Annotated in this window: 11 protein-coding genes; 8 read left to right on the forward strand and 3 right to left on the reverse strand. The window is 61.5% G+C overall.

Annotated elements, in window-relative coordinates; genetic code table 11:
- Window positions 1–71: 71 nt before the first annotated feature.
- A complete protein-coding gene (locus tag FGE21_RS00475; RefSeq protein ID WP_139660732.1) occupies window positions 72–668 on the forward strand; it encodes a hypothetical protein in 597 nt (198 codons plus the stop codon).
- 943 nt (window positions 669–1,611) lie between these two features.
- On the opposite strand, the gene clpA is transcribed toward FGE21_RS00475, so the two are convergent.
- Entirely contained in the window at window positions 1,612–3,954 is a 2,343-nt protein-coding gene (gene clpA, locus FGE21_RS00480) for an ATP-dependent Clp protease ATP-binding subunit ClpA (RefSeq protein WP_139660733.1), read from the reverse strand.
- 199 nt (window positions 3,955–4,153) lie between these two features.
- Window positions 4,154–4,957: a hydroxyacylglutathione hydrolase gene (gene gloB, locus FGE21_RS00485; RefSeq protein WP_139660735.1), complete on the reverse strand. Its 804-nt coding sequence runs from the start codon at window positions 4,955–4,957 to the stop codon at window positions 4,154–4,156.
- A 55-nt stretch (window positions 4,958–5,012) separates the two neighbouring features.
- Here gloB and FGE21_RS00490 point away from each other — a divergent pair, with 55 nt between their 5' ends.
- The 7 genes from FGE21_RS00490 (at window position 5,013) to FGE21_RS00520 (ending at window position 11,500) form a co-directional block, all read left to right on the forward strand.
- Window positions 5,013–5,759, forward strand: coding sequence for a class I SAM-dependent methyltransferase (locus tag FGE21_RS00490; protein WP_139660737.1), 747 nt, complete (start codon window positions 5,013–5,015; stop codon window positions 5,757–5,759).
- 374 nt (window positions 5,760–6,133) lie between these two features.
- Window positions 6,134–6,694, forward strand: coding sequence for a F0F1 ATP synthase subunit delta (locus FGE21_RS00495; RefSeq protein WP_139660739.1), 561 nt, complete (start codon window positions 6,134–6,136; stop codon window positions 6,692–6,694).
- Window positions 6,695–8,236 (forward strand): F0F1 ATP synthase subunit alpha, encoded by a 1,542-nt coding sequence (gene atpA, locus FGE21_RS00500; protein WP_139660741.1) that lies wholly within the window; start codon window positions 6,695–6,697, stop codon window positions 8,234–8,236. It begins immediately after the preceding gene.
- Between the two features lie 15 nt (window positions 8,237–8,251).
- The gene (locus tag FGE21_RS00505; RefSeq protein ID WP_139660742.1) at window positions 8,252–9,127 is read left to right on the forward strand and encodes a F0F1 ATP synthase subunit gamma; all 876 of its coding nucleotides are present in this window, start codon (window positions 8,252–8,254) and stop codon (window positions 9,125–9,127) included.
- A 21-nt stretch (window positions 9,128–9,148) separates the two neighbouring features.
- Complete coding sequence (gene atpD, locus FGE21_RS00510) at window positions 9,149–10,573, forward strand: F0F1 ATP synthase subunit beta (protein ID WP_139660744.1); 1,425 nt, start codon at window positions 9,149–9,151, stop codon at window positions 10,571–10,573.
- 11 nt (window positions 10,574–10,584) lie between these two features.
- The gene (locus FGE21_RS00515) at window positions 10,585–10,998 is read left to right on the forward strand and encodes a F0F1 ATP synthase subunit epsilon (RefSeq protein ID WP_139660746.1); all 414 of its coding nucleotides are present in this window, start codon (window positions 10,585–10,587) and stop codon (window positions 10,996–10,998) included.
- A 145-nt stretch (window positions 10,999–11,143) separates the two neighbouring features.
- Window positions 11,144–11,500, forward strand: coding sequence for an H-type lectin domain-containing protein (locus tag FGE21_RS00520; protein WP_139660747.1), 357 nt, complete (start codon window positions 11,144–11,146; stop codon window positions 11,498–11,500).
- A gap of 21 nt (window positions 11,501–11,521) precedes the next feature.
- On the opposite strand, the gene FGE21_RS00525 is transcribed toward FGE21_RS00520, so the two are convergent.
- Complete coding sequence (locus FGE21_RS00525; RefSeq protein WP_139660749.1) at window positions 11,522–12,490, reverse strand: MarR family winged helix-turn-helix transcriptional regulator; 969 nt, start codon at window positions 12,488–12,490, stop codon at window positions 11,522–11,524.
- Window positions 12,491–12,612: the final 122 nt, after the last annotated feature.

Here is a 12,612-nt window from a genome sequence, read left to right on the forward strand (position 1 = left end):
CGGCGCCGGGTTTTCCGCTTTCGCAAGAGACAGGAATTGTTTTGTGAACAGAGGCCGGCTACATCTTCGGCATGAATACTTCTAAAGGTTTAGTTCCGGGCGCATCCGATACAGTCGTTATCGTGTTGGCCTATGTATTGTGCCACGGAATCACCGCCTGGATCGTCAATCCGGTGCAAGCCTACTTTCTCGGCGATATCACCATATTTGCGAGCCTTTTGTACCTGCCCCATGGGGTGCGGGTCCTCAGCATCTGGCTCTGCGGCTGGCGCGCGCTGCTGCCCCTGATGATGGCGGCCTTGCTCTCGGAATTCTTGTTTACAGAGGCCCATGTTCTGGAATTGACCAGCTATGCCCTGTGGCTGTCCGTCCCGGTTGGCGCGCTGTCTGCGTATTTGGCGTTCGAGCTGTTTCACCTGTTCGGACATTCTGTCTACGCGGGCCAGAGCCGCCGGATGGACTGGCGGCAATTGATGTTGGTCGGGGTGTTGGCCTCGGTGTTCAATTCGATCGGGCAGACGATCGTCTTCGCTGGTGTGATCTCGCCCGGCGACCAGATGAGCGTTGTGGTGACCTACGCGCTGGGAGACATGATCGGGCAGGCCGTGACCATGATTGGTCTGATGATGGTGTTCCGCTCTGTGCGCAGACTTGCGGAGCGGAGCTGATGCCGCGCCCTGTCTCGCGGGTCTGAACCCGCCGTCAACAGGCGCCGCAGCACGTCAAGGCACGTCAAATAACGGCCAGCCCCCTATATATGCGCGCCGTTGGAAACTGATGTTTGTTCGCCGCCGAAGCTGAATCTCACGGCTTTTGGCCCGCAAAGAACTGAGTGACCTTTTTTCGGGGATTTTCTTCTTCAGCGGGCAAGTAAGCCCTCGGACTGGCGCCTTCTCCGGTTCACGTTCTTCTGAGATTGCGTGTCTCTCGTCGCAGACAGTCAGTCTCCTGGTCGAGGCTGAAATCCTCTTTCGGCACCATATCCGCCCACTCGCCGATGAGATCCGTACCACAGCCTTTGGGACGCGACCGTCCGTTTCGGTCCCATAGCCTGCCTCCTTTGTGGCAGGAAGTGCTCTCAAAATCGGCATCAAACCGCGACAGATCCTGTCGGTTCGGGCCCGGTTCCGATCCGGCTTGACCTCGGTCGGTCAGCCGATGGCACAACAATCCTGAGAGGGGGCAGCAGCTGGCCTGCGAAATTTGCAATCGTTTGCTTCCCTGAGGGAGGGCGGAGGGTCGCATACCCAGATGAGATCCTGCTGATCCTCCGGCTCAAAGCCCTCATATGGGGGCAAGGCCGCACTCAGGCCTGCACTGAGACAGGCCAGCACGGAGACAGGGCAAGTCAAAACCTCAGCCCTGCTCAACCCGAGCCTGGAAGGATTCAACCCCCCGGCGATCCCAAGTGAGGCGCAATCGGGGCGGGGGACAGGTGAAACGAGTCAGGGCCCCCTGCGATCTCATCCCACATAGCGGCGGCGGAGGGTGACGGAGGCCTGCGACGCGAGGCACAGCCTAGACTGACGCACCTACACCGCCGCACCACCTGCGCTGCCGAAGCCTGCTTGGCTCCGGCGTCGCCCCACCACCGCCTGGTCCGGCCTGCTCCTATTCTGCCGTCAACAGCGGCGGCTTGTTGCCGGACAGGCGCGGTTTTCCGGGACCCTCGATGCGCAGATCGAGCTTGCCATCCTTGATGCCGACCTGAACTACACCCCCCTTGGCGAGCTTGCCGAACAACAGCTCCTCTGCCAGTGGCTTTTTGATGTGTTCCTGAATGACCCGGCCCAATGGGCGGGCGCCCATCTTCTCGTCGTAGCCGCGGTCAGCAAGCCACTCGGCCGCCTTGCGCGTCAGCTCGATCGACACGTTGCGGTCCATCAGTTGCGCTTCCAGCTGCAGTACGAACTTCTCGACAACCTGCATGATCACTTCTTTCGGAAGTGCACCGAAGGAAATCACCGCATCCAGGCGGTTGCGGAATTCCGGCGTGAAGGTCCGTTCGATCGCGGCGGTATCTTCGCCTTCCCGACGGTCGCGACCAAATCCGATGGCCGCTTTGGCCATATCCGCCGCGCCCGCATTGGAGGTCATGATCAAGACCACATTGCGGAAGTTCACTGTGCGGCCGTTGTGGTCCGTCAGCTGACCGTTGTCCATGACCTGAAGCAGGATGTTGAACACGTCGGGATGGGCCTTTTCGATCTCGTCCAGCAGCAGGACACAGTGCGGATGCTGATCAACCCCATCGGTGAGCAGACCACCCTGATCGAACCCGACATAGCCGGGAGGTGCGCCGATCAAACGGGAGACGGCGTGCTTTTCCATGTACTCGGACATGTCAAACCGCAGCAATTCCACGCCCAGCGTATCCGCCAGTTGTTTGGCCACCTCGGTTTTGCCGACGCCGGTGGGGCCCGCAAACAGGTAGTTGCCGATCGGTTTTTCCGGCTCGCGCAGACCGGCGCGGGACAGTTTGATGGCGCTCGACAATGCGTCGATGGCATCATTCTGGCCAAAGACGACCCGTTTCAAAGAGTTCTCCAGATCCTTGAGCACTTCGGCGTCGTCCTTGGAGACGCTTTTCGGCGGGATGCGGGCGATCTTGGCCACCACGGCCTCGATTTCCTTGACGCCGATGGTCTTGCGGCGCTTGCTCTCGGCGACCAGATGCTGGGCAGCGCCTGCTTCGTCGATGACATCGATGGCCTTGTCCGGCAGCTTGCGGTCATTGATGTACCGCGCGGCCAGCTCGACGGCGGATTTGATCGCATCCGAGGTGAACTTGATCGAGTGGTGGTCCTCGAAATAGGGTTTCAGCCCCTTCAGGATTGCAATGGAATCTTCGACCGAGGGTTCGTTCACATCGATTTTCTGGAACCGCCGCGACAGGGCGCGGTCCTTTTCGAAATGCTGGCGGAACTCCTTGTAGGTGGTGGAGCCCATGGTCCGAAGCTTGCCGCCCTGCAGGGCAGGTTTCAGCAGGTTGGAGGCGTCCATCGCGCCGCCTGATGTGGCGCCGGCACCGATCACCGTGTGGATTTCGTCGATGAACAGCACCGCATCGGGGTGATCTTCCAATTCGGTGACCACAGCCTTCAGCCGTTCCTCGAAGTCGCCGCGGTAGCGGGTGCCCGCCAGCAGAGCGCCCATGTCGAGCGAGTAGATCGTGGTGTTGGACAGCACATCGGGCACTTCGCCCTGCACGACCTTGCGGGCGAGACCTTCGGCGATTGCGGTCTTGCCGACACCGGGGTCGCCGACCAGCAGCGGGTTGTTCTTGCGGCGGCGGCACAGCACCTGAATGCAGCGCTCCACCTCGGAATCGCGCCCGATCAGCGGATCGATGTCGCCCTCGCGGGATTTGGCGTTCAGGTCGACGCAATATTTGGCCAGCGCGCTTTCTTTCTGGTCGCCATCCGCAGCATTGCCGCCGAGACTGCCGCCGCCGGGCATTTCCTCTTCGGATTCAGGGGCGCCGCTCACCGGTCGGTTTTCCCCATATGCCGGATCCTTGGCCACGCCATGGGCGATGAAGTTCACCGCGTCGTAGCGGGTCATGTCCTGATCCTGCAGGAAGAATGCGGCATCGCTTTCCCGTTCGGCAAAGATCGCGACCAGCACATTGGCGCCGGTCACCTCGGTGCGTCCCGAGGATTGAACGTGGATCGCGGCCCGCTGGATCACCCGCTGAAAGGCGGCGGTCGGGACCGCTTCTGAGCCGTCGATATCCGTCACGAGGTTCGCGAGATCCTCGTCCAGGAATTCCAGCAGCGCCGATCGCAGTTCGTCCAGGCTGACGCTGCAGGCCCGCATCACGCGCGCCGCGTCCGGTTCCTCGATCAGTGCCAGCAGCAGATGTTCGAGAGTGGCAAATTCATGCCGCCTTTCATTCGCAAGCGCCAGCGCTGCGTGAATGGCTTGTTCTAAAGTGCTCGAGAATGAAGGCACGGGCGTGCTCCTCTGTCTTGGGTCATGGGGATCAGCCGCCACCGGGCGGTCCGGTCCTGTCCCATGATCATGTCCTCATACTGATAGAGTTTGGTTGATAGAGCGTAACCTTCAAGGGCTTTCTTTGCTATTGCGGTCACATTTGCCAACATTATGCGTGCAAGGGGCCGTTAAATGGTCAGAAAGCCCCTGGGCTGCGTCAGAATTTATCCTTGGCGCTCCGGATATGGGCAAAGACCTCGACATCCTCAACCCCTGCCATGCCAAGGGTTTTCTTCAGATCCGCCGCACCTGCGCGCAAAAACGGGTTGGTGGCTTTCTCAAGACCGAGAGAGGCGGGCACCGTTGGAACATTTTTTACGCGCAAGGCCGCGATTTCCTCGGCCCGTTGCCGAAGCGCCCGGTTGTCGGGGTCGATACTGAGGGCAAAGGCCGCGTTGGACTCGGTATATTCGTGTCCGGAATAGACCAGCGTGTCGTCCGGCAGGGCGGCGAGGGTCTGCAGACTGCGCCACATCATTGCCGGGGTGCCTTCAAACAGCCGTCCGCAGCCAAGCGCCATCAGACTGTCCGCCGAAAACAGCGCCTGGCCTTCGGGATAGTAATAGGCGATATGGCCGAGCGTATGACCGGGGACCGCAATGACCTGACACAGCCCGACGCCGCTGCCGCCTTCAAAGCCTGGCACCAGCTCCATATCCAGCGGCGGCATCTTGTCGGCCTCGGCCTTGGGCCCCATCACCATGCAGCCATATCGCTCCCGCAGCGCCGCCACACCGTTTACATGGTCGTGGTGGTGATGGGTGATCATCACCACGCCGGGTGTCCAGCCCCGGCTTTCCAGGGCGGCAATGATCGGCCCTGCTTCGGGGGCGTCGATGATGGCGACGCCGTCTGGACCGTTGACGATATAGGCATAATTGTCACTCAGGCAGGGGACCGTGACAATTTCGAGCGTCGCAGCAGGCTTTGCAGCCGGGGGGATCGGATCGGGCATGGTCATTCGCTTTCACATAGCTAAACTGGCCCCAGAGTGACCGAACCAGTGGGCGTCTGCAATGCATCTGGATGTGCAGGATCTGAGGAATTTCTATTATCGCAGTACGCTGGGCCGCGCGGCGCAGGCTGCGATCCGGGGGCAGTTGCTGCAAATCTGGCCCGATGCCACCAATGATACGGTGGCAGGCTTCGGCTTTGCAGCGCCCCTGTTGCGGCCCTATCTGGACGAGGCCCGGCGGGTCATCGCCCTGATGCCGGGGCCGCAGGGGGTGATGCAATGGCCGGCCGGGCAGCCCAATGTCTCGGTGCTGTGCGAGGAAACCAACTGGCCGATCGAGACCGGACGCATTGACCGGCTTGTGGTGCTGCACGGGCTTGAAACCTCGGAGCGACCCTCGCACCTGCTCGATGAATGCTGGCGGGTTCTGGGGCCGGGGGGGCGGGCGATCTTTATCGTGCCCAATCGCGGCGGGTTCTGGGCGCGGTCGGACCGGACGCCTTTTGGCTACGGGCGCCCCTATACGCTGACCCAGGTGGAAAACCAGCTGAGGGGGCATCAATTCGCGATCGAGCAGCATACAGCCGCGCTCTATCGTCTGCCGAGCCCGCGCCGGTTCTGGCTCAAATCCGGCGCCATGATGGAGCGGGTCGGACGTCGCCTGCCGGCGATGATGGCGGCGGGGGTGTTTCTGGTGGAGGTGTCAAAACAGACACACCCGCAGAAGGGCCACATGATCACATCGCGGGCCCCGAACCCGATCCGGGTGCTCGAAGGACTGTCCAATCCCAGCGCCGAACCGGCCTGACGCGCGGCCGCCGAGTCTCTGCTGAGTCTCCCCTTTGAGTCTCTGCTGAATCTCTGAGGGGAGATTCGACATTGTGTACCTTTGTGTACCGTTAACGCCCCATTTACGTCTCTGGAATCGCCTTTCGGGCGGAGCGCGCGGTAATTTTTTTGCGTACGGGCCCGCTGCAAAGCGTCACACTTTTGGTAAGTCATTGAAAAACCGTGAAATCGGTTTTTGCGGGTGGCGAGAGAGGGAGTTGCTAGGTTTGCATTGCTCTGCTACATCCACGCTGATTTCGACGCCCGGCCACAATCGGGCTGACCTCACGCCCCCGGATGCAACCTGCCAGGACGCATTAAAACCGGGGCCAAAATAATATCGGAAGGGTGGACGTGTCCGAACCAGCTTCGATTTCCGCAGGCATTGCTGACCGCTATGCCACCGCGATTTTTGACATCGCTGCCGAGAGCGCGACTCTCGAGTCTCTCGAAACCAGCATCAATGACCTGGCAGCCGCTTTGGCTGACAGCGAAGACCTGCGCACGCTGATAAGCTCCCCTCTCGTGTCTCGCGACGAACAGGCAGCTGCAATCACCGCCGTGGCGACCAAGATGGGGACGGATGAGGTGCTGCGCAATGCCCTCTCCGTGATGGCGGCCAAACGCCGCCTGTTTGTGGTGCCGGCGCTGATCTCCGCATTGCGGACCCGCCTGTCCGAAGCCCGAGGGGAAGTCACGGCCGAGGTTATCTCTGCCAAGGCGCTGACCAAGACCCAGAGCGAAAAACTGGCCAAGACCCTCGCCGCGAATGTCGGCAAGACGGTCAAGATCAATGCCTCCGTTGATGAAAGCATCATCGGTGGTCTCGTCGTAAAAGTGGGCTCGAAGATGATCGACAGTTCGATCCGCTCCAAGCTCAACTCCCTACAGAACGCAATGAAAGAGGTCGGATAAATGGGTATCCAAGCGGCAGAAATTTCTGCGATCCTGAAAGACCAGATCAAGAATTTTGGTCAAGAAGCCGAAGTGGCCGAAATCGGCCGCGTGCTTTCCGTCGGTGACGGTATCGCGCGTGTCTACGGCCTCGACAACGTCCAGGCGGGCGAAATGGTCGAATTCCCCGGCGGCATCATGGGCATGGCGCTGAACCTCGAATCCGACAACGTCGGTGTGGTGATCTTCGGTTCCGACCGGGACATCAAGGAAGGCGACATCGTCAAGCGCACCAACTCCATCGTGGACGTGCCTGCCGGTCCCGAACTGCTCGGCCGCGTGGTCGATGGTCTCGGCAACCCGCTGGACGGCAAGGGCCCGATCAACGCCAAGGAACGCAAGGTTGCCGACGTCAAGGCGCCGGGCATCATCCCGCGTAAATCCGTGCACGAACCGATGGCGACCGGCCTCAAGTCCGTCGACGCGATGATCCCGATTGGCCGTGGCCAGCGGGAACTGATCATCGGTGACCGTCAGACCGGCAAGACCGCCGTGGCTCTGGACGCGATCCTGAACCAGAAAACCTACAACGATGCCGCTGGCGACGACGAGAGCAAGAAGCTCTACTGCGTCTATGTCGCAATCGGCCAGAAGCGCTCCACCGTGGCGCAGCTGGTGAAAAAGCTCGAAGAAAACGGCGCCATGGAATATTCCATCGTCGTGGCGGCCACCGCTTCCGAGCCGGCGCCGCTGCAGTTCCTGGCCCCCTATGCCGCGACCGCAATGGCCGAATATTTCCGCGACAGCGGCAAGCACGCGCTCATCGTCTATGATGACCTCTCCAAGCAGGCCGTGGCCTATCGCCAGATGTCCCTGCTGCTGCGTCGTCCGCCCGGCCGCGAAGCCTATCCTGGTGACGTGTTCTACCTCCACTCCCGCCTGCTGGAACGCTCTGCGAAACTGAACGAAGACAATGGCTCCGGCTCTTTGACGGCGCTGCCGATCATCGAAACCCAGGGCGGCGACGTGTCCGCGTTTATTCCGACCAACGTGATCTCGATCACCGACGGCCAGATCTTCCTGGAAACCGAATTGTTCTACCAGGGCATCCGTCCTGCGGTGAACACCGGTCTGTCGGTTTCGCGTGTGGGCTCCTCGGCTCAGACCGACGCGATGTCCTCGGTTGCCGGTCCGGTGAAACTGTCCCTCGCGCAGTATCGCGAAATGGCGGCCTTTGCGCAGTTCGGCTCCGACCTCGACGCCGCCACCCAGCAGCTGCTGGCCCGCGGCGCCCGTCTGACCGAGCTGATGAAACAGCCGCAGTATTCGCCGCTGTCCAACTCCGAAATCGTCTGCATCATCTTCGCGGGCACCAACGGCTATCTCGACAAGGTCGACGTCAAGGACGTGGGCCGCTTCGAGGCGGAACTGCTGACCTTCCTGCGCACCAAGAAAGCCGACTTCCTGACATGGATCACCAACGAAGATCCCAAGTTCAAGAAGGGTGAGCCGGTCGAGAAGATGAAAGCTGTTCTGGACGAATTCGCCGCAGACTTCGCATAAGGAGAGAGACAGCACATGCCTTCTCTCAAGGACCTCAAAAACCGGATCTCGAGTGTCAAGAACACCCGCAAGATCACCAAAGCCATGCAGATGGTCGCGGCGGCGAAACTTCGCCGCGCCCAGGAAGCGGCCGAGGATGCGCGTCCCTATGCAGAACGGTTCAATGCCGTTCTCGCAGGGCTGGCGGCCTCTGTCGGAAACAGCGATACCGCGCCCAAGCTCCTCGCGGGCACCGGCTCTGATCAGGTTCAGCTTCTGGTGGTCATGACCGCCGAACGCGGACTGTGCGGTGGCTTCAACTCCAACATCGCCAAACTGGCGCGCCAGAAAGTTCTCGAACTGCAGGCCGCCGGCAAGGTGGTGAAAATCCTGACCGTGGGCAAAAAAGGCCGGGACGTGCTGAAGCGCGACTTTGCCGATCTGTTTGTCGGCCATGTGGATCTGACCGAAGTCAAACGCGTGGGCTACGGCGACGCGCAGGGCATCGCCAAGGATGTGCTGGCCCGTTTTGATGCCGGGGAATTCGACGTTGCGACGATCTTCTACGCGAAGTTCCAGAACGTTGTGACCCAGATCCCGACGGCACAGCAGATCGTCCCGGCACAATTCGACGCCGACGGCGCCGAAGAAGTGTCCGGTCTGGTGGACTATGAGCCGAGCGAAGAGGCGATCCTTGCGGATCTTCTGCCGCGCGGTGTGGCCACGCAGATCTTTGCGGGGCTGCTGGAGAACGGAGCCTCCGAACAGGGGGCGCGGATGAGCGCGATGGACAATGCCACCCGCAATGCGGGCGACATGATCGACAAGCTGACCATCGAGTACAACCGCTCGCGTCAGGCCGTCATCACCAACGAGCTGATTGAAATTATTTCGGGCGCCGAGGCGCTTTAAGAGACAACCGGAGACGAACAAATGGCAAATGCAAAAGGCAAGGTGGTTCAGATCATCGGCGCCGTTGTGGACGTCCAGTTCGACGGCGACCTGCCGGCGATCCTGAACTCCCTGACCACCGACAACAACGGCAAGAAGCTCGTTCTTGAGGTTGCGCAGCACCTCGGCGAGAACACTGTCCGCACCATCGCTATGGACGCCACCGAGGGTCTCGTGCGCGGTCAGGCCGTGACTGACACCGGCGGCCCGATCACCATCCCCGTCGGCAACGCAACCCTGGGCCGCATCCTGAACGTCGTCGGCGAGCCCGTCGACGAAGGCGCGCCGATCGTCGCGACCGAAACCCGTGCGATCCACCAGCCTGCTCCGGAGTTCTCCGAGCAGTCCACCGAATCCGAAGTGCTGGAAACCGGCATCAAGGTCATCGACCTGCTGGCGCCCTACGCCAAGGGTGGTAAAATCGGTCTCTTCGGCGGTGCGGGCGTGGGTAAAACCGTTCTCATCATGGAACTGATCAACAACATCGCCAAAGTGCACTCGGGCTACTCCGTGTTCGCCGGTGTTGGCGAGCGGACCCGTGAAGGCAACGACCTCTATCACGAGATGATCGAATCCAACGTTATCAAACCCGATAACCTGGAAGAATCGCAGGTGGCTCTGGTCTACGGCCAGATGAACGAGCCTCCGGGTGCGCGTGCCCGTGTGGCCCTGACCGGCCTGACCCTGGCCGAGCAGTTCCGCGACCAGTCCGGCACCGACGTTCTGTTCTTCGTGGACAACATCTTCCGCTTCACGCAGGCCGGTTCCGAAGTGTCCGCTCTGCTGGGTCGTATCCCCTCCGCTGTGGGCTACCAGCCGACGCTGGCCACCGACATGGGCGCGATGCAGGAGCGTATCACCTCCACCAAGAACGGCTCGATCACCTCGATCCAGGCGGTCTACGTGCCTGCGGACGACCTCACCGACCCGGCGCCTGCGACCACCTTTGCCCACCTTGACGCAACCACGGTTCTGAACCGCGCGATCTCCGAGCTGGGCATCTACCCGGCCGTTGACCCGCTCGACAGCTCCTCGCGTCTGATGGACCCGCAGATCGTTGGCGAAGAGCACTACAAAGTGGCCTCCGACGTGCAGCAGATCCTTCAGCGCTACAAGTCGCTGCAGGACATCATCGCGATCCTCGGCATGGACGAACTGTCCGAAGAGGACAAGCTGACCGTGGCCCGTGCCCGTAAAATCCAGCGATTCCTGTCCCAGCCCTTCGACGTTGCGAAGGTCTTCACCGGTTCTGACGGTGTTCAGGTCTCGCTCGAAGACACCATCTCGTCGTTCAAGGCCGTTGTGGCCGGCGAATACGACCACCTCCCCGAAGGCGCCTTCTACATGGTTGGCGGCATCGAGGAAGTGATCGCAAAAGCCGAGAAAATGGCTGCTGACGCGGCCTAAGGAGGGCCCTTATGGCTGATACGATGCAATTCGACCTCGTCAGCCCGGAGCGAAGCCTGGCTTCGCTTCAGGCCAGCGCGGTCCAGATCCCCGGGTCCGAGGGTGATATGACGGCCATGCCACAGCATGCGCCGACCCTCACCACCCTGCGTCCGGGCATTCTGAAGGTGGAAGCACCGGAAGGCACATCGGAATATCTCGTCACCGGCGGGTTTGCCCAGATCTCTGCAGAGGGCCTCTCGGTGCTCGCAGAAAAGGCAGTCCCAATGGACGAGATGACCCGTGCCCATCTGGACGAGCTGATCGAAGAGGCCCGCACCATGTACAAGACCGCTCAGGAAGATGACTCCGAGCACGGTCTGGTGGAAGATGCGGCCAAGCTGCTTGCCGATATGGAAGCGCTCGGAACTCATATGAGCCTCTGATCGGGTCTCTGAACGAGCCACTGGCGCAGTGCCGTCAGTGTCACATGCTTTGAAACCGGCCCCAGACCTGCGGGCCGGTTTCCTTTGTTTAAGGATCTTGTGACAAATCTGGTCTCATCGCCTTTCAGGAACAGGGAGCACCCTCTTGCGCTCATTTCGGCTCCGCAATCCCCGCACCGGCATCGCCCAGGGCGATGTCGAGGTGTTCTCTGAATTTGATAGCGGCGGCGATATGTGGACCGGCACCGGCGAACGCGAACGACGGCTGCGCGTGGAATTCGACACGCCCTTTGGCGATCCGCCCGCCGTACATCTGTCGGTGTCGCTGATGGATGTGGACCACGCCACCGCCTATCGCGCCGAGCTGGTGGCCGATGACATCAGCCCGACCGGCTTTGACGTGGTGTTCCGCACCTGGTCCGACAGCCGCATCGCACGGGTCCGGGCGGCGTGGCTGGCCATCGGCAATCTGCCCTTCGAGGACGATTGGCAGGTCGACTGACCGCTTTGGGGACAGGTCCCTTCATCCAAGGTCCGGGTGGCTGCGTGCGTAGCGTAACCCCACCAGATCCTTGCCCCAATGGGTGCCTGGGGTTTCCTCCACCAGCTCAAATCCCGCAGCCTCATAGAGATGACGGGCCGCGTCGAGCCCGCGAAAGGTCCACAGCTCGGTACGGGTGACGTTCTGGTCGTCCACATGCGCCATCGCCCGATCCAGCAGCCGCCGTCCCAGGCCCAAGCCGCGGGTCTCATCTGACAGAATGAACCAGCGCAGGGCGGCCTGTCCTTCCGGGCGGGCCTCGATACTGACCGAGCCATGCACGGTTGCTCCGATGCGGGCATGAAACGTGGCATTGACGGGCGTCTCGTCCAGGCGCGCGAGAAATCCCGCCATTTCGCCTGCAACACAGCACTCGAACGCGGCGCCAAACCCGACCGCGCGGCTGTAGTAGCGGGCGTGCAGCTCCGTCACCCGACCCAGAAGCGCCGGAAGATAGCCTGCTCCCAACTGCAGGTCCTGTGCCTGTGCCGCCAAGGGATCGCCCGCGCCGATGGGGGCCTCTGATGTTCCGAGGGCGCGCGCATAGCTCAGCATCCCCTGATACACCGTGTTCCGCTCCTCCGTGGTCAGCCTCTCCAGAGCCCGCCGCACTTGTCTGCGGCCAAAGGTCTCGATCCGGGCAAACAGGCGTTGGCCGTCCTCTGTCAGCTGCAGGGTCTTGAGGCGCGGATCCGGTTTGGCGGCCGTGGCGGTGATCAGCCCCTGCCTCTGCAGCCGAGCCAGCATCCTGCTGACGGTGGATTTTTCCAACCCCAGCGCCTCGCTCAGATCCCGGGCGGTCGTGGCGGTGTTGCCGCCGATCTCAAGCACGGCATGCACGGCGGAGGGTGCGAGCCCCGTCGCCGCCAGATCGCTGCGCATGAAGCCGAGCCTGCGCACGACATTGCGGGACGCGGCGCGGAGGGTATCGATATCGGATGTCTGTATCATGGTTGCATGATGCAACCCCAGGCGGCTACCGGCAAGCCTCAATAGGGGATCGGCATGCCTCAATGGACTTTCATTTCGAAAATAATCACCCCCGGGGCTTGAGCTTCCAGTGACCGGAACCT

The organism is Phaeobacter sp. B1627, assembly GCF_006265095.1.
Lineage (GTDB): Bacteria > Pseudomonadota > Alphaproteobacteria > Rhodobacterales > Rhodobacteraceae > Epibacterium.